This window comes from Terrabacter sp. Root85 (assembly GCF_001429185.1).
Taxonomy (GTDB): domain Bacteria; phylum Actinomycetota; class Actinomycetes; order Actinomycetales; family Dermatophilaceae; genus Terrabacter.
Window position 1 is genome coordinate 624541 of record NZ_LMIW01000001.1, and the last position, 17004, is coordinate 641544.

A 17004-nucleotide genomic window follows, 5' to 3' on the forward strand; every position below is an offset into this window, starting at 1 on the left:
CGTCGCGTCGTCGGCGGCGGTTCACTGGGGGTGGAGCAGGTAGACCGCGGTCTCGAGCAGCAAGGCCACGGTGCGCGACAGCGACGGAGCGCAGAGGTAGCCGGCATCGAGGTCCACCCGGCGCGGGACGACGTGCTCCAGGTACCACGTCTCGGGGTCCGGGGCGGGCGCGGAGGAGACCGCGGCGAGCGGTGGCTCGAGCACCCGTGAGTCGCGCATCCTGATCTGCGCCGGTCCAGTCAGTCCCGGTGTGGCCTCGAGCACCCAGCGGCACCCGGACGGGTAGCGGCGCGCCAACGCGACCGTCTCGGGCCTGGGGCCGACGAGGGTCATCTCGCCGCGAAGGACGTTGAGCAGCTGCGGCAGCTCGTCGAGCGAGGTGCGCCGGAGCAGGGCCCCGACCCTCGTGACGCGAGGGTCGCGCCCCATCGTGATGTCGAGACCCTCGCCACCCGAGGTCATGGTGCGCAGCTTGAGGATGGTGAAGGGGCGTCCGCCCGCGCCGACCCGCTCCTGGCGGAACAGCACGGGCCCCGGGCTCGTCGTGCGGATCGCGACCGCCGCCGCCACGACGACCGGCGCGCTCAGCACGAGGGCCACCGCGGCGACCACGACGTCAAGTGCCCGACGAGCGCGGCTGACCCGAGTGGATTCCGTCGTGCTCAGCCGGTCCCGGCCGCGACGAAGACGACGTCGAACTGGCTCGTCACCGCGCGGACGTCGTGTCCCCGGTCCACCACGTAGGCCGACGGCGTCATGTGTGTCCACAGCCGCGCTCCCTTCTTCCGCCTCTGCTCCAGCGCCCTGGTCAGCGCGTTCGGGACGTCCCCCGGGTCGACGAGGGTGACGAGCTGGCCGCGGTAGTGCTGCGCCCAGGTCCAGATGTCGACCGCTCTCGCCCCCTCGGCGAGGGGGATGTCCACGTAGGTGTGCACGTCGGCCTCGGCGCGCGCGACGTCGCCGGGATACGCCCCGGGGTGAGCCAGTGCCTTGCGCGCCTGGAGGGTCACCCGGGTGCCCCACCGGCGTACGGCCTCGCGCCAGCTCTGCTGCATCGCGTCGTCGCGGGAGCTGCCCTGGGAGGCGTACCAGGCATCGTCCTGCAGACCCGGGCTGAGGTCGATGACGTCCACCCCGGAGGCGGCGTAGCCGTCGACCGCGGCGAGGCTCGCTCCGGGGCTCGTGCTCGCGGAGCCGGCACCGCACATGCGCATGACCGCCGTGGACGAGGCGGTCCACGACAGGCAGCCCAGCTCGGGGACGACCACGTCGATGAGCACCTTCGTGCCGGGCGAGGAGGCGTGGATGTCGGCGACGGTGCGCCTCAGCATGTCCGCCGCCTGTTCCGGGGTCGTGCCGTCGTGGTAGCCGAGCTCGTCGGCGACCTTGATGCCGGCCACCCCTCGGCGGCGCGCGAGAGCGAGGGCGGTGCCGAGAACCTGGCGGTAACGGGTCGGTCCTGCGAGGTAGGCCTTGACGACGTCGGACTCGACCCAGACGCCGGTCCCCGTCGCGCTGAGGTCGTCGACGAGCTCGGCGTACCGTCCGTCCGTCGGCGTCTGGGTGCCGAGGACGCTCGCCGCCCGTGGGGTCGCGCTCGGGGCCGGCGCACCGCAGCCGCCGGCGAGAAGGGCCGACGCCGCGACGACCGAGGCCAGCACGCGCCTGGTCATCGCGGGGTGCCTGCCGTGAGCCGTCGCACGACGAGCACGGTGCTGACATCGGTGACGAGGTAGGCGACGGCGCTGGCCACGGCTGCCCCGGTCACCCCGAACGACGGGATGAGGGCGAGGTCGAGTCCGAGTGTCGCGAGCAGGCCGACGGCCTGCAGCACCGAACCGGTGCCGGGACGCCGGGTCCCCAGCAGGTAGCCGCCGGCCAGGCCCCCCGCGGGTGAGGCGCAGAGGCCGACGGCGATGATGGCGGCCGGCACGACGGACGCGACGAACTCCTGACCGTAGAGGGCCGGCAGCAGGGGTCCCGCGGCGAGCGCCAGCACGACGGCACCGACGATGCCCACGCCACCGAGCCACGGCAGCTGTCGACGCACGACCGTCGCGGAGGCCTCCGGCCCGAGGCGGGCGATCCGCGGATAGCTGACCCAGGTCACCGCGAGCGACGGCAGCCTGACGAGCTCGGCGAACTTCGAGGCCACGGCATACACGCCCAGCGGTGCCGGACCGGCGATGGAGCCCAGGACGAGGAAGTCCAGGCGCAGGTTGAGCAGGTTGACCAGGCCGCCGACCTGACCGAGCAGGCCGAACGACACGATGCTGCGGCCGAGCGGGCGGTCGGGACGCCCGGTCATCCGCATCCCCCGGCCGTGCACCTGGCGCACGAGACGGGCCCACCCCGCCCCGGCGACGACGACGTCGGCGACGATGAGCACGACGACGAGCAGCAGGGGCCCGCGCAGTCCGAGCAGCCAGGCGACACCGAAGGCGGGGAGGAAGGCTGCTTCCTCCCCGGCAGTGACCGCGTTGGACCCCTTCCGGTCGTCGAGCCCCTGGAGGCTCGACTTGGCGACGGCGAGCGGCAGCTGGGTCGCGACACTGACGCCGGCGAGGAGCATGACCAGCGGGCTCGCCGTCGGGAGCAGGACCGCATGGATGACGGGAACGAGCAGCAGCCACACCGCGGTGCCGATCCCCATGCCGGCGCCGAGCAGCACGAGGATCGTGGGCCACAGCCGCGGGTGCCCGGCGTGGGGGCCGGCGAGGAAGTAGCCCATCGCACCCGGCAGACCACAGGCGGCGAGGACGCCGACCAGACCCGGCAGGACGCGCAGCAGGGCGAGGACCCCGACGTCCTCGGCGCCTCCGACCCGCGCGACGAGGATCGTGCCGATCCCGAGCGCGACCACGGCGACGAGCCGGGCGCCGAGGTTGTCGAGGACGGCCCGCCCCGGGATGCGGAGGCGACGGGAGGCGTGGCTCGGGTTGAGACGCACCGACACGTCATCGCCTCCCCGGAACGGAGGCGGGCAGGACCTCCGGAGCCGGTCGCCGCGACACGGCCACATCGGCGAGGATCAGGTCGAGACCGGCGACGAGGCCCAGGACCGCCCACAGGTGCCGGAAGTGCAGCACCTCGTAGAAGAGGCCCGACATGAGGAACGCCGCGCCGAGGGCGGCGAGGAAGTGCGGCGACGGGACGAGCCGCGTCACCGGCCCCGGGTCGCCGCTGCGTCCCCGACCTCCCTCGGCCACGCCACGTCCCCGGCGTCCCGCGACGCGCGCCAGCCGTGCCGCCACGGACGCGAGCAGGACGACGAGGCCGACGCCTCCGATGAGGCCGAGCTCGACGAGCGTCGCCACGTAGTCGTTGTGCGCCTCCTTGACGTAGGGAGCAGGGATCGACGCCAGGGCCTCCTTCGTCCGCCCGGGACCGACACCGACCAGGGTCCCGTCCCAGAAGAGCCGGACGCCTTCGGAGAAGAGGACCTGCCGGTCCTGGCTCGACGAGTCCCCCCGACCGAACGAGTCGTGCAGGACCGGACCACCGGCGGCGGCGCTCGCCTGCACCGACCCCCAGTCGACCGAGGTGACGACCAACCCGGCGGCCGCCGCCAGGACGCACGCGAGCCCGGTCGCGGCGATGGCACCATGCGACCGCCATGACCCGACGACGACCCCGACGCCGAGGCCCACCAGCATGCCGAGCATGGCGCCGTTCGACCCGGTGAGGACGGTCGCGACGACGAGGAGGAGCACGGTCGCAGCGCGCGCGAGGCGGCGGCGCGGGTGTCGCGAGGCGAGGACGACGAACAGGCAGGCGACGAAGTAGTTGCCGGCGAGGTTGGGGTCGCCGAAGGTCAGGGCGGACCGCGAGCCGTCCCGGGTGGTCTGGCCGGCGAGCCACGGGATCCCGGCGAGGCGACCGGCCACCAGCAGGCCGGCGCTGACGATCCCGCTCCAGCACCACGTGACGCACACGAGTCGGACGAGGGAGTGGTCGGCACGCACGGCGTTGGCGATGGTGGCGGCCCAGAGCAGGAGGAACAGGTCCTGTCCGAGGACCGTCGTCGAGAGGAGGTCCCGGCTGGCGAGCGCGGCGACGGCACCGGCCAGGACCAGGAGCCACATGCCTGCGGCGTACGGCACGTGGAGGCGTACGCCGTTGCTCGACAGCCAGAGGAGCACCCCACCCATCGCGAGGAGGATGGGCAGGTCCGCAGGTGAGGTGTTGCCGGGACCGGTGGGCGTGAGGACCGGCATGCACGCGATGGCTGCGGCGATGAGGAGGCGCACGGACCGTGACGCCGGCACCACGGTCCGGCGCGCCGGCAGCGGTGCGGACGCAGCGGCCCGTCCTGTCGTCGTGGGCGCAGCGGCCGCCGTCGTCGTCACGACCCCACCTCCGCGAGGAGGGACGCGTGGGCGCGGGCGAACGGCGGTGAGTCGCTCGTCGTCGCCACCTCGCCGAGACCCACGAGCACGGCGTCCCGCCAGGCCGTGGTGCTCGGGTCGCGCCCGAGCGCGGGCGCGATGAAGTCGGCCACACCGGCGGCATACCACCCCTCGCCCCTCAGCAGATGCCGCACGGGGTCACCCCATGCACCCGCGCGGAGGCCCGCGTGCCCGTGGACCCGGGCACCGCTCGGGGTGTGCCGGTCGAGGTAGAGCGTGTAGGCGAGGGCGAAACGCACGCGGTCCCACAGTGGGGATCCACCGAAGCGAGCGTGCTCCCAGTCGACGACGCCGGTGACCCGACGACCCGTCCGCAGGAGGTTGCCGCACCAGAAGTCGCCGTGGGTGACGTGACCCGTGTCGAGGTCGCCCACCCGAGCCCTGGCGCGCCGGCACGCCTGCGCCGCCGCCATCCCGGCCTCGTCCGGCCAGCGGCTCTCGAGCGCAGCGGCGCCGTCGACCTCCGGCTGCGGCGGGACCGTGAGGCCGTGCAGCTGGGAGAGCCACCCGGCCGCCGCGTCGAAGTCGGCCCGCACGTCACGGCGACGGCCCGTGTGGTGCCAGCGGTGGTAGTCGACCGAGAACGGACGACCCGACGAGACCGTCGTGACGAGGAACGTGCCGGCCACGGTCTCGTGCAGGGCGAGCAGGCGGGGGACCGTCCCGCCGACGAGACCGGGGTCGAGCTGCCCCAGCTGATCGAGTGCGGCGGCCTCGGCACGGACCGACCGGGCGGCCCCACCGGTCAGGGCCACCTTCACCGCGAGGACCGGCGTCGTCGCACCGGAGGGTGTCGCCATGACGACCGCCTTGGGATGGTCGTCCCGCGACATGGCCACGACCGCGAGCCGGACCGTCCGGTCGTCCAGGTGCCGCCGCAGGACGTCCTCGACGGCCCCGAGGTCGGGGAACGCCGTCTGCCTCGTCGACGTGGTCATGGTCGGTGGACGATGACCATGCGCCCGGCCACGAGCGGACCGACCCAGCGGACGAGGTGGCGGTTCCGGCCGAGGCACGTCGTGGCCGTGATGAGCAGGGATCCGCGGGACCGCCCCGGGGGGACGGTCGCGAAGGCGTTCCAGAACCACGTCAGGCTCTCGACCGAGTCCTCGACGACGAAGGCTGCCGTCCTCAGGCCCGGCAGCACGACGAGCTCACGGTCGACGACGAGGCCGGCGTCCCGTGCGAGACGTGTCAGGCGCCTGGCGCTGAGCCGCCGCCCGTCGAGGAGGACGAGCCGCTTCGCCGACGACACTCCCGCGATCGCCGCCGCCGAGCCCCGTCGGGAGCCGCGGACCTCGACCACCGGCGTGCCACCCGGCACGAGCAGGGCCAGCGCGGCCTCGAGGGCGCTCACGACGCCCTCCCCCACCCGGGCACCGACGTCAGCAGCGGCCGGCGGACCTCGGGGTCGCCGGTGTAGACCTCCTGCAGGGTCGCGCCCAGGGTGCTCGCGTCGTAGCGGGTGCCGAGCTGGGCCCTGGCCCGCTCCGCCCAGGCAGCGGCCTGTCTCGGGTGGGTGAGTGCGTGGTCGAGCGCCCGGGCCAGCTGGTCCGGGTCCTGGGGCGCCACGAGCAGACCGGTCACTCCGGGGACCACGACGTCGGAGACCGCGTTCACCGACGTCGCGACCACGGGTATGCCGCACGCCTGGGCTTCGACGATGGCGCACGGCAAGCCCTCGTAGCGGCTCGACATGGCGAAGACGTCGAACGCCGGCAGCAGCTCGGCCACGTCCGTGCGGTGACCGAGCAGCAGCACGCGACGTTCGAGGCCCGACGCCTGCGCTCGACGGGCGGTCTCCTCCAGGAGGGGACCGCCACCGACCCAGACGAGCACGGCCGGCGTCGCCATCCGGGCCAACGCCTCGAGCATGACCTCCGGCGCCTTCTGGAAGTCCATCCGTCCGACCGTGCCGACGACCGTCGCGTCGGCGGGCAGCCCGAGCAGCGCCCGCGCGCGCAAGCGTGACGCCGGCGACGCGGTGACCGACGCGGGCTCGACCGCCGGACCGATCGTGACGAGCTGCTCGGGGCGGACCACCTTCCGCCGCAGCGCCTCGACCGCGACGCCGGTGCCGATGGCGAGATAGGCGTCCGTGACGTGCGAGAGCTCGCGCTCGGTACGGATGTAGGCGTGCCGCACGGCAGCGGACTGGAAGTCGTGCCAAGGGAATCCGTGCAAGGTGTGCACGATGCGGGGCACGCCTGCTCTCGAGGCCGCCACGCGTCCCAGGACGCCCGCCTTGGCGCTGTGGGTGTGCACGACGTCGAAGCCCTCGGCCCTGAGCAGCCGCGAGATCGACCGGAAGGCCCTGGCGTCCTGGGCCGGGTTGATCGGTGAGACGAGCTCCGGCACGACGACCACGTCGACGCCGCTCGAGCGGGCGACGTCGAGGAGAGCGTCACCCGAGCCGACGACGAGAGTGCTCGCGTACAGCTCTCGGGGCAGGCTCACCGCCCCGCGCACGGCGACCCCGCCGGCCCCGGCGACGCACCGGGTGATGATGTGCGCGACACGCTGCGTCATGCCCGCGCTCCTGTCATCCCCGGGTTCGTCGCTCGCCCGGCTCGCGCGGCCTGCTCGGCGCGGTCGACGAGCTCGACGAGGGACGTCCCCGGACGTGCCGGGAGGACGACCTCGACGCAGTGGAGGGACCGGGCGAGGCGCTCCGACTCGCCCACGATCGACGGATGCGCCGGGCCGAGGCCGGTGCCCAGTGCCAGCGTCGCGGCGAAGGCCCAGTACCGGCGCAGCTCGCCCGCGGCGTACGTGCCCGTGGCGAGGGCTCTCGCGGCGACCACCGGCGGGACCGGCCTCACCGAGGGTCGCGCCCCGGAGCCACGTCGGAGCACGAGGAGCAGGGACGGCGTCATGGCGGGCAGCGTGCCGTCCCACGGCTGCTCCACCCGGCCGTGGGGCATCGACCGACGGCCGGCCCGGACCGGGCCCGCGTCGACGCGTCGGGGCTCACGCAGCCCGTAGATCATCGCCCCGTCGTAGGTGCAGAGGTTGTCGCTGACCGACGCGCCCTGGTCCGGCCCGAGGCCGGCGACGAGCGTCGACTTGCCCACGCCCCCCGGCCCGGCGAGGAGCACGCCCAGACCTGCGACCTGCGCCGCCGAGACGTGCAGCGGAACGGCTCCCCCGACACCGGCCCACCACAGGGTCGGGTACTGCAGGAGCGCGGCACGCCAGAGCAGCTCGGTGCGCCCGGGAGCCACGAGGCGCAGGGCGCGGTGGGAGGGCCCCGGGCGGGAGCGTGCCGTCACCGAGACTGCCCTCGGCGACGGCTCGACGAGCAGGTCCAGACCGCTCGCGCAGGCGTCGGTGAGCACGACGCGACGGCCGTCTGCGAAGGCACCGCGGGTGAGCGGCGTCAGGCCGTGCACCTCGAACGGCTCGCGAGAGGACTCCAGCTGCACGACGACATCGGCGTCCCGGCCCGGCTGCGGCACCTCGGCCCGGTGCGGCGCCTCCGCTCGAGGAGGGTCGCCGAGGGCGCGGTCGATGACCTGCGACCAGCCGCGTGGCACCGACCGGACCTCCAGGGTCAGGCCGCAGGACTTGGCGCGCCGGCTCACGGCATCCTCCACATCTTGTGGCTGCTCAGGGCCCCGTGGTCGACGCGACGTGGCTCGGGGACGCCGTCGGCCGGATCCACCGGGATCTCGGGGGTGACCTCCGTGAGGGGGGTGATGGGGGGACGGTGGACCCGGCCACCCTCCGCGAGCGTCTGCCGGTCGATGAGCCACCGGCGCCGGAAGGTGAGCACGCCGACGACGGGCCAGTCCATCACCGCGGCGGTGCGGGCCAGCTCCTCGAGGCGGCGCTGCGCCTCGACGGTCGGGCTGAGCACGATCACGACGGGGTCGGCAGGGCGACCGACGTCCTCGGCCGGCCGCGCGACCGTCGCGTCGGGGGCGTGGTCGACATGCAGGCCGGTGAGCGCCTCGAGCTCGGCGCAGACGCGCGCAGCCCACCGGTCGTGCTTCCTCTCGACCGGGAGCAGCAGCAACGGCCGCCCGGTGAACCGGGCGGCGAGCACGGCTGCAGCACCGCCGAACTCACGCAGGGCGCGGGCACCCCGTGGTCCCCCGAGGTCGAGCGTGGGCAGGTGCCCGAGGAGCGGGGCGTGCAGCTCGGCCGCCACCCACCGACGGCCCCGGACCCGGGGGTGGAGTGCCTCGAGGATCGCCACGAGGCCCAGCGCGAGGATCAGCGCGGCCAGACCCGCCAGAGCCACGAGCTGGCCGACCTTTGGGCCGACCGGATCAGAGGACGCCGTCGCGGGATCGAGCAAGCCGATGCTCGATCGCTCCGACGCCGCCAGGACGAGGTCGGAGCGCTGCCGCAGCAGGTCCGTGAGGGTCGGCGCGTCCGCCGCGATCCGCGCCTGCAGCTCGAGTACCGCGCCCGGGGCAGCCGCCGCCAGCTGGTGGATCAGGCCGTCTCGCTCCTTCGTGAAGCGGCTGATCTGGTGGTCGAGAGCGGTCATCTTCACGGCGTCGCTCTGGTGAGCGGTGTTGGCGTACTTGAGAGCCTGCTGGACGAGCGAGTTCGCGACGATGACCGAACGGTCCGCGTTGCCCGTGGTGACGAGGACGTCGTTGACCGTGGAGACGCCCACTCGGTTCACGACGATCGAGTGGGTGGCGAAGGGAGTCGGGTCGCCCTCGAGCCCAGCTGCAGCCATGGCGTGACGCACCGTGTTGGGGGTCGTGATCACACCCTGGAGCCACTGTGTCGCAGCGTCCGCCTGGACATTGGTGCTGGCGAGACCACCGGACATCTGGACCCGCGCCGAGGCCTGGTACTGCAGGTCCTGGTTGGTGGCGTAGACGCCCGCCGCCAATGACGCCACCAGGACCAGCAACCCGATCAGCCACCAGTAACCACCGATCATGCGGCGGAAGGCTTCATCGATGCGCATGTCTTCTCTCTCTCAAGACGTCCGGGAATCAGTGCAGGACGGCGAACGGCCGCATCCGCGCCACCGGGCGGATGATCCGGTGCGAGGACAGGACCGACATCGCCGCGTTGACGCCGGCGTCGTCGAGGTGCGCCGTCTCGCTCGGAGCGGTGTCGTCGTAGCGGAACCGGAGCGTGGAGCGCCCCGCGGGATCGGGCTGGGAGGCCCCGCTCGTCGCGAACTGGTCGATGACGGTGCCCGCCCCGTGGCAGGCGGAGTGGAGGCTCTGGCCGCTGGACGGGCCGGCGACCGCGAGGTACGACGACGTCCGGTGCGTCCCGGGCAGCAGGACCGCCTGACCCGTCTGCGCGAAGGTGGTCCCGGGCACCATGAGGTGCGCCGGGTAGGCGCGGCACGAGTTGTGGCGGTGCACGACGGCACGTTCGCCGGCGACGTCCTCCTCGTAGATCGAGTTGTGGGGCGAGTCGACGACGAGCCTGCCCGGGGCGCCGCCGAAGGCGTCCGCCGCCAGCTGCCGGAGTGCCTGGTAGGTCGCCATGCGGAAGGCGAAGCCGTAGTTCATCGCCGCCGCGTTGGCGAGCATGAGCCGCTTCCCCTCGTCCGAGTCGAGACCGACCGGCGGGCACGCCGAGCTGAAGAAGAGGCGCATCCGCTCGCGGACCTGCTGGGTGGATCGCGCCGTGGCGAGGTGGAACAACGGCTTCTGGACCGCCATCGCCGCCCTCATGACGCGGGCGGTGTCACGCCGGCGGGCGAACAGGTGACCGATCTCGCCCGTCAGCACGCCGCCGCCGGCGTGGTACTGCAGCGTCACCTGGCCCTCGTGGACGCCGAGCTGCCGGGCGGCGACCGGGTCGAGGATCTCCTCGACCACCTGCAGCTCGACGAAGTGGTTCGTCGGACCCACGGTGCCGAAGCGGAGCCGGGCCAGCTGCCACGTGAGCGCGGGGACCTCGGCGACGAGACGCTCGCTGCCGCCCCACGCCGCGAGGTCGATCCGGCCGCTCTCCTCCACCCGCTCGAGCTCGGCGGGGTCGACCCCGTTCCGCTCGACGGCGAAGCCGGCGCCCTCGGTGGCGGCGGCGACCACGTCCCGATACGACAGGTCGCGCCGGTTGGTCGTGGGATAGGGGTAGCGCTCGCGCACCCGGCGGTAGAAGTCGCTGACGGCGGCATCGCTCGGTCGGTCGCAGCCCAGGGCGATGAGCGCCATGCCGCAGTTGACCGAGGAGCTCGTCAGCGTCGGTCGGATCGTCCCTGCCGTCGCCACGGCGATGCTCGAGGGCATCTCCATGGCCGACTTGTGGTGGAAGTCGGGAAGCACGACCGGTGGCGCCACGAGGTCCATCCCGAGCGTGGCGGAGTTCAGCGACGCGACGAGGTCTCGGTCCGCCGGGACGCGGTCGCTGTCGAACACGCGTGCCTCGTGGTGGCCTGCCGGCCGGACCGACGTCGGCTCCGCGGCGCGACCGGCGATGACGGTGATCTTCATGGGGCGAACCTGTCCTCGTGGGGTGCGGGCTGCATCAGTAGTCGTCCGGGTACGGGGCGGACGTCTGGAGGGCGAACACGTCGCCGGGTTCGGGGCGGTAGACCGGCAGCACCGCAGCGAGGGCGCGGCGCACGTCGTCCGCCGCGTTCCGCCGGGCGGCGTCGTAGAGCGCGAGCATCAGGGCGTCGAAGTGCTCGTGCACGGGGACGGCCTGCGCGCCGAAGATGCGTGGATGACTCGTGGGGAGGCATTCCTCGTCGTCGCTGAACAGCGACTCGTGGAGCTTCTCCCCGGGACGGAGCCCGGTGAACCGGATGTGGACGTCGCGGACGCCGAGCTGCCGTGCGAAGTTGGCCACGAGGTCGACGATCCGGACGGGTGAGCCCATGTCGAGCACGAACGTCTCCGAGCCGGTCGTCAGGTGCGCGGCCTCGAGCACGAGCCCGACCGCCTCCTCGATCGTCATGAAGTACCTCGTGACGTCCGGATGCGTCACGGTCACGTCCCGTCCGGCCGCCATCTGGGCCACGAGCACGGGAAGGAGCGAGCCGCGGCTGCCGAGCACGTTGCCGAAGCGTACGGCCGAGACCACGGTGCGGCCCCCCGCGTGCTTCTTGACCACCTGCTCGGCCAGGGCCTTGGTCGCTCCCAGGACGGAGGTCGGGTCAGCGGCCTTGTCGGTGGAGATGGCGACGAAGCGCTCGACTCCCGCCTCGACCGCGGCGACCAGCACGTTCTCGGTGCCCTGGACGTTCGACTTCACGCCCTCGCACGGATGCTCCTCGAGCATCGGCAGGTGCTTGAGCGCCGCCGCGTGGAAGACGACCTGCGGCTTGTACTGCCCCATGACCTGCCGCATGCGTTCGGCGTCGCGGATGTCGGCCACGACGGTGTCGTGCGACTCGAGGAACGCCTCTCCCCGCAGCTCGAGCTGGAGGCGGTGGAGGTTGGACTCGTCGTGGTCGAGCATGACGAGGCGGTGGGGCACGAAGCCGTTGACCTGGCGGCACAGCTCGCTGCCGATCGAGCCACCGGCCCCGGTCACGAGCACCGTTCTGCCCGTGATGATCTCGGCAACCTCCGGTGACGCGACGTGGAGCTCGCAGCGGCCGATCAGGTTGGCGACGTCGAGCGAGCACATGTCCGTGCCCACGACGTCGCGTCGCAGCAGGGCCACGAAGGACGGCAGCCTGCGGACACTCGCCCCGACGCGGGCGGCGGCGGTGGCCAGCCTCGTCACCTCGGCCTCGGGAAGCCCCGGGATCGCGAGGACGACGACGTCGATCCGCTCGGCCGTCGCGACCCGCAGGACGTCGGCCAGCCGGCCGAGCACGGGGAGGTGGCGAACCCGGCGCTTGTCGGGGTCGTCGTCGAGGAAGCCCACGGGACACAGCCCGAAGTCGTCGACTCGCTGCAGGTCCCGCGCGAGAGCCTTGCCTGCTGCCCCGGCTCCGACGATGAGGGTCCGGAGGCTGAGTCCCGGACCGGCGCTGCCGAGCCCCGGCAGGGTGACCAGCTGTGACGTCATCGCGTGCCCCCGATCCGCCAGAGCGCCGCACAGACCTCGTCGACGTCGTCATCGGTGAGGTTCTGGTCGAAGGGCAGCGACAGGGTGGTGGCGAAGACGGCGTCGGCGCCGGGAAGCCCGCCGGCAGGCACGACGCAGTGCTCGACGTGCCACGTCAGCCGGTGCAGGGGGATGAAGTGCACCGAGGTCCCGATGCCCTGGTCGTTGAGCCGGTCGATGAGCTCGTCGCGGGCGACCGGGAAGCCTGAGTGGACCCGCACCGCGTAGAGGTGCCAGGCGTGTCGGCCCTCGACCGGGCGCGGCGGCAGGCTGACCCAGGGGAGGCTGCTGAGCTGCGCGTCGTAGCGCGCCGCCACCTCGCGACGGCGTGCCTGGTCGGTGTCGAACCGGCGCAGCTGCGCACGACCGATCGCTGCCTGGACGTCCGTGAGGTTCGCCTTGAGGCCGTCGTCGGCCACGTCGTAGCGCCAGCTCGCCCCGGGCGAGTAGCGGCGCCAGGCGTCGCGGGACATCCCGTGCAGCCGGGTGCGGGCCATGACCTCGGCGAAGTCCTCGTCGAGGGTCGTCACCATGCCGCCCTCCCCGATCGCCAGGTTCTTCGTGGCGTAGAAGCTGAAGCAGGTCGCGCGGGAGATCGACCCGACCGGTCGCGTCCCGACGCACGTGCCGAGCGCGTGCGCGGCGTCCTCGATGACGTGGTCGAGTCCGATCCCGGCTGCCGCGGCGGCGGCCTCCACGTCGACCGGGTTGCCGCCGAGGTGCATGACGACCATGGCCGACACGCCACCGACGTCGCGCACGGCAGCGCGGATGTGCTCCTCGGCCGGGACGGCCGTCCAGGGGTCGACATCGACGAGGACCGGCACGAGGCCGGCATGGGTGATGGCTCCGGCTGCGCCGCAGAACGTGTTCGTCGACATCAGCACGCGCGACCCACGGGCCAGACCCAGGCCCCGCAGAGCGAGCTCCAGTCCCGCGGTGCATGAGCTGACCGCGACGCCCCGGGCGGCACCGACGTGGTCGGCGAACTCTCGCTCGAAGTCGGCGACCTGCTGCCCCGTCGTCACCCACCCCGACTCGAGGACCTGGGCGACGGCGGAGCGGGCATCGGGACCGATCACCGTGCGCGCGAAGGGAATCGAGCGAGCCGCGGCCACTCGTGGTGCGGATGTGTGGACCGTCATGGCTACCCCTGGACGTGAAGAGACTGCGAACGTGGGCGCGGGTGGTGCCCGCTCCCTCGACGGTAGGAACAGGGCGGCAGCCCCACACCCGCTCAGCGCCCGAGTCCGCCTACGCCATTCGCGGTAGACGCTCCCTCGGCACTCCGACCGAGGAGCCCACCGCGGCGGGCCTCCGCCACGGCCGCGAGCGTCGAGTGGACCTGGAGCCGCCGCAGGATGGCTCCCACGTGCGTGCGGACGGTGTTGGGCGACATGTCGAGCAGCCGTCCCGTCTCGTCCCGCGAGCACCCGTCCATGAGGCAGCGCAGGACGTCCTGCTGACGCGGAGTCAGGCGCAGGAGAAGGCGGTTCGACGCGTCCGACGTCGTCGGGACGCTCTGTGGGGCCAGCACGGCGGTCATCCGGGACACCGGCATGAACACCTCGTGCGCCCCGACCTCGCGAACGGCGGCCACGAGTCGGTCGAGCGACTCGTCGCTGCACACCCATCCACGGATGCCGGACTCGAGGGCGTCACGCACGAGGTCGGCCGCGCCCGCCTCGGTCAGGAGCACGATCCCCAGGTCGTGATCGCGTGCGAGTGCAGTGCGCACGAGGTCGGACGACAGCTCCTGGCGCGTGACCGCGTGCAGGACGAGCACGTCCACCCGGCCCGAGCCGAGGAGCTGGGGCAGACCCGCCGACGTGCTCGTGCGGCCCACCACCCGCATGCCGGGTCGCGTCTCGAGGGCCTCCGCCAACGCCTCCAGTACCAGCTGCTGTCGGGCGAAGACCGCAACCCGAACAGGTTGGGGCGCCATCGACACAGCATCGTTCGGGACGGTGCCTCGCGCACCCGCCGTCTGGACGACCTCCGGCTACGTCACATGGCCGACCGTGTCGTCCTCAGGCGCGCAGTCGCGCCGGCCAGATCGCCGCGCTCCCGTGGTCGGCGAGCAGCGCTGCAGCCTCGAGCCGGGAGTGGACCCCGAGCTTGGTGAGCAGGTTCTGCACGTGCGTGCGCGCCGTGCTGTTCTGTACGCCGAGCCGGTGGGCGATCTGCTGCGTCGCCAGTCCCCTCGTGATGCACCACAGCACGTCCCACTCCCGGTCGGTCAGGAAGCGGAGGGCCCAGAGCGGGTCGTGGGCGGACGGAGGCAGGAAGGCGCGCTGCAGCAGCGTCGCCTCCACGGCGACCTGCCCCTCGACGGCCCGGTCGAGCATGAGGCAGATCGCATCGAGGGACATCGCCTTGCAGAGGAAGCCGGCAGCACCGACGGAGAGGGCCCCGACGACCGCCTGGGGGTCGGCCGTCGCCGAGAGGACGACGACCTTGGTGCCCGGATGGCGTGCCGTCAGGACGCGCACCGCCTCGAGGCTCGTCCCGTCCGGGAAGTGCAGGTCGATGAGGCACACGTCGGGTGCGTACTCGGCGACCGCGGCGACGGCGGCGTCGGGCGCCAGGGTCAGCGCCACGACGTCGTGGCCGCGGGCCTCGAGGGAGGCGCCGAGAGCCTCGAGCAGGAGGCGATGGTCGTCGCAGACCACGATCCTCATCGCGCCTCGGCCCACGGCAGGAGTGGCAGCTCGACCGTCGCGACAGCGCCCCCGTGGACACCGTTCTCGAGCCGGAGCCGTCCACGACACTCCTCGAGGACAGCTGCCACCGTCACGAGACCGATGGAGTGCTGGGGCACGAGGCGCCCCAGCCCCGGCCCGTCGTCGACGACGGTCAGCACGGCCCACGGGGCGTTCGCACCGACGGCGACCGCCACGTGCCCGTCCGTTCCTGCGGCCCGAGCAGCGTTGTCCAGCAAGCAGATCAACGCGCGGACGAGCGAGATGCGCGACGCGAGCACGGGCACGGGCCCCTCCGCCTCGATCGTGACCGTGGACGACGTGACGAGGGCACAGCACGACACCGCGTACGTCGCGACGTCCCTCAGGTCGAGCAGTCCCGGGTCGTCTCCGGGTGCGTCCCCCAGGACGGATCCCACGAGCTCGGTGAGCCAGGCGACCTCGTGCTGGATCCGGCTCAGGCGCTCCTTGCTGTCGAGGACCTGCGGGTCGGCGAGCAGGCTGATCGTGGCCAACGGCTGGATGAGGTCGTGGCACAGCGCGCGCATCGCGTCATCGCCACCCGGACGACGCGGCGCCCGGTGACCACCCTCGATGAGTACGTCGCGACGAGGCTGCGCCTCACGACGGATGTAGTCCGACTTTCGGTTCGACATGCGGTCCCCCCGGACTTGTCTTGTGTACTCAGGCCGAGAACCCCGCTCGGCCCGGGTCAGGCGGTGACACGGCAGAGCACCGTCGCGTCCGGCGACGGATCATCACCCATCCCAACGGGTGACGTGACGGGATCTGACCGACGCGGCGGCAGCCGCCGGGCGCCCCAGCACCCGACGCACATCCGACCCCCCAGGTCGGAAGGCTGCCGTCTCACTGTCATCACTCAGGTCCAGAACTGTAGGAGCCAAGGCCCACTCCCGGCCCTCCGCCGGTCGTGGACCTAGTGGTGAGGAGTCGGCGACCTCCTGCCGTTTCACGGTAACACCGGGTGACGGCGACTGAGCACGATCGAGCGAGGATCGCCGAGTTCCCTTGCACGAACTGGACATCCGACACAACTCTCCCGTTCGCAGGCGCAAGAACGCCGACGAGGAGATCCTCGGCTCAGCGGCGGACGAGACGCGCCCGGCGGCGCACGACCGACCGAGGCACGACGCGGAGCAGCCCGACGATCGCCTTGTACTGCAGGCCAGGGACCGAGACGACCCGGCCCTTGTCGACGTCGTCGAGGCAGTCGGAGACGAGCCGCGTCGGGTCGAGCCACATGAAGTCGGGGCCCGGCTTGCTGATCCCCGCGCGCTGCTGGAACTCGGTGTTGGTGAAGCCGGGGCACAGGGCCGTCACCGTGACCCCCGAACCGGCGAGCTCGCTCGCGAGCCCCTCGCTGAAGGTCGTGACCCACGCCTTGGCTGCGGAGTAGGACCCGGAGGCGATGAAGCCGGCCACCGACGAGACGTTGACGATGCGGCCCCGGCCGCGCTCGCGCATCGCGACACCGGCCGCGTGCGAGAGGACGAGCACCGCCCGCGTCAGCACGTCGAAGGCGGCCTCCTCGACGGCGACGTCGTTGCGCAGGAAGCTGCGGCGCTGGCCGTAGCCGGCATTGTTGACGAGCACGTCGACGGGACGCTCGGGGTCGGCGACGCGGTCGGCGACCGTCTGCAGGGCCGACCGGTCCGAGAGGTCGGCGACGAGCACCTCGGCCGTGACGGCGTACCTGCTCGTCAGCTCGGCGGCGACGGCGTCGAGGCGCTCACGGTCGCGCGCGACGAGGACCAGGTCGTGCTGGCGGGCGGCGAGCTGCCGCGCGAACTCGTGTCCGATGCCGGCGCTCGCGCCGGTGACGAGGGCCGTGGGTCGCGTCGTGCGCGGTGCAGTCATGTGGCTCACCCTAGGGATCGGCC

General features: G+C 72.9%; 16 protein-coding genes. All 16 read right to left on the reverse strand.

The genetic code is table 11. The features are described from left to right. Positions 1-21 precede the first annotated feature (21 nt). The 16 genes from ASE25_RS23345 to ASE25_RS03040 all read right to left on the reverse strand — a co-directional run bounded on the left by ASE25_RS23345 (position 22) and on the right by ASE25_RS03040 (position 16981). Positions 22-666 (reverse strand): sugar transferase, encoded by a 645-nt coding sequence (locus tag ASE25_RS23345; RefSeq protein ID WP_369793463.1) that lies wholly within the window; start codon positions 664-666, stop codon positions 22-24. Continuing rightward, on the reverse strand, positions 663-1673 hold the full coding sequence (locus ASE25_RS23350; protein WP_162260582.1) for a hypothetical protein: 1011 nt from the start codon (positions 1671-1673) through the stop codon (positions 663-665). The genes ASE25_RS23345 and ASE25_RS23350 overlap by 4 nt, the downstream gene beginning before the upstream one ends. Continuing rightward, complete coding sequence (locus ASE25_RS02975) at positions 1670-2956, reverse strand: lipopolysaccharide biosynthesis protein (RefSeq protein WP_056772078.1); 1287 nt, start codon at positions 2954-2956, stop codon at positions 1670-1672. Before ASE25_RS02975 ends, ASE25_RS23350 begins: the two co-directional genes overlap by 4 nt. 1 nt (position 2957) lies before the next feature. Continuing rightward, the gene (locus ASE25_RS02980) at positions 2958-4349 is read right to left on the reverse strand and encodes an O-antigen ligase (RefSeq protein ID WP_056822601.1); all 1392 of its coding nucleotides are present in this window, start codon (positions 4347-4349) and stop codon (positions 2958-2960) included. Then, entirely contained in the window at positions 4346-5347 is a 1002-nt protein-coding gene (locus ASE25_RS02985) for a phosphotransferase family protein (RefSeq protein ID WP_056822603.1), read from the reverse strand. Before ASE25_RS02985 ends, ASE25_RS02980 begins: the two co-directional genes overlap by 4 nt. After that, positions 5344-5766, reverse strand: a complete 423-nt coding sequence (locus ASE25_RS02990; protein ID WP_157623297.1) for a hypothetical protein — start codon at positions 5764-5766, stop codon at positions 5344-5346. The genes ASE25_RS02985 and ASE25_RS02990 overlap by 4 nt, the downstream gene beginning before the upstream one ends. Beyond that, positions 5763-6938 carry a glycosyltransferase gene (locus tag ASE25_RS02995; RefSeq protein ID WP_056772095.1) on the reverse strand — a complete coding sequence of 392 codons (1176 nt, stop codon included), beginning with the start codon at positions 6936-6938 and terminating at the stop codon, positions 5763-5765. Before ASE25_RS02995 ends, ASE25_RS02990 begins: the two co-directional genes overlap by 4 nt. Further along, positions 6935-7993 (reverse strand): hypothetical protein, encoded by a 1059-nt coding sequence (locus ASE25_RS03000; protein WP_157623298.1) that lies wholly within the window; start codon positions 7991-7993, stop codon positions 6935-6937. Before ASE25_RS03000 ends, ASE25_RS02995 begins: the two co-directional genes overlap by 4 nt. Continuing rightward, entirely contained in the window at positions 7990-9342 is a 1353-nt protein-coding gene (locus ASE25_RS03005; RefSeq protein WP_056822610.1) for a hypothetical protein, read from the reverse strand. The genes ASE25_RS03000 and ASE25_RS03005 overlap by 4 nt, the downstream gene beginning before the upstream one ends. A 28-nt stretch (positions 9343-9370) precedes the next feature. Then, complete coding sequence (locus tag ASE25_RS03010; RefSeq protein WP_056772103.1) at positions 9371-10834, reverse strand: RtcB family protein; 1464 nt, start codon at positions 10832-10834, stop codon at positions 9371-9373. A 34-nt stretch (positions 10835-10868) separates the two neighbouring features. Beyond that, on the reverse strand, positions 10869-12362 hold the full coding sequence (locus ASE25_RS03015) for a polysaccharide biosynthesis protein (protein ID WP_235508514.1): 1494 nt from the start codon (positions 12360-12362) through the stop codon (positions 10869-10871). After that, positions 12359-13483, reverse strand: a complete 1125-nt coding sequence (locus ASE25_RS03020) for a DegT/DnrJ/EryC1/StrS aminotransferase family protein (protein WP_235508515.1) — start codon at positions 13481-13483, stop codon at positions 12359-12361. The genes ASE25_RS03015 and ASE25_RS03020 overlap by 4 nt, the downstream gene beginning before the upstream one ends. Before the next feature lie 155 nt (positions 13484-13638). Continuing rightward, positions 13639-14346 (reverse strand): DNA-binding response regulator, encoded by a 708-nt coding sequence (locus tag ASE25_RS03025; protein ID WP_082622654.1) that lies wholly within the window; start codon positions 14344-14346, stop codon positions 13639-13641. Positions 14347-14431: 85 nt separating this feature from the next. Then, the gene (locus ASE25_RS03030; protein WP_156415433.1) at positions 14432-15082 is read right to left on the reverse strand and encodes a response regulator transcription factor; all 651 of its coding nucleotides are present in this window, start codon (positions 15080-15082) and stop codon (positions 14432-14434) included. Further along, positions 15079-15759: a sensor histidine kinase KdpD gene (locus ASE25_RS03035; protein ID WP_056772116.1), complete on the reverse strand. Its 681-nt coding sequence runs from the start codon at positions 15757-15759 to the stop codon at positions 15079-15081. Before ASE25_RS03035 ends, ASE25_RS03030 begins: the two co-directional genes overlap by 4 nt. Before the next feature lie 445 nt (positions 15760-16204). After that, complete coding sequence (locus ASE25_RS03040; protein WP_056822622.1) at positions 16205-16981, reverse strand: SDR family oxidoreductase; 777 nt, start codon at positions 16979-16981, stop codon at positions 16205-16207. Positions 16982-17004: the final 23 nt, after the last annotated feature.

Coding starts and splice junctions, on each gene's coding strand:
- ASE25_RS23350 (WP_162260582.1), bottom strand. CDS start 1,673: ATGACCAGGCGCGTGCTGGCCTCGGTCGTCGCGGCGTCGGCCCTTCTC.
- ASE25_RS02985 (WP_056822603.1), bottom strand. CDS start 5,347: ATGACCACGTCGACGAGGCAGACGGCGTTCCCCGACCTCGGGGCCGTC.
- ASE25_RS02995 (WP_056772095.1), bottom strand. CDS start 6,938: ATGACGCAGCGTGTCGCGCACATCATCACCCGGTGCGTCGCCGGGGCC.
- ASE25_RS03005 (WP_056822610.1), bottom strand. CDS start 9,342: ATGCGCATCGATGAAGCCTTCCGCCGCATGATCGGTGGTTACTGGTGG.
- ASE25_RS03010 (WP_056772103.1), bottom strand. CDS start 10,834: ATGAAGATCACCGTCATCGCCGGTCGCGCCGCGGAGCCGACGTCGGTC.
- ASE25_RS03015 (WP_235508514.1), bottom strand. CDS start 12,362: ATGACGTCACAGCTGGTCACCCTGCCGGGGCTCGGCAGCGCCGGTCCG.
- ASE25_RS03025 (WP_082622654.1), bottom strand. CDS start 14,346: ATGGCGCCCCAACCTGTTCGGGTTGCGGTCTTCGCCCGACAGCAGCTG.
- ASE25_RS03030 (WP_156415433.1), bottom strand. CDS start 15,082: ATGAGGATCGTGGTCTGCGACGACCATCGCCTCCTGCTCGAGGCTCTC.
- ASE25_RS03035 (WP_056772116.1), bottom strand. CDS start 15,759: ATGTCGAACCGAAAGTCGGACTACATCCGTCGTGAGGCGCAGCCTCGT.
- ASE25_RS03040 (WP_056822622.1), bottom strand. CDS start 16,981: ATGACTGCACCGCGCACGACGCGACCCACGGCCCTCGTCACCGGCGCG.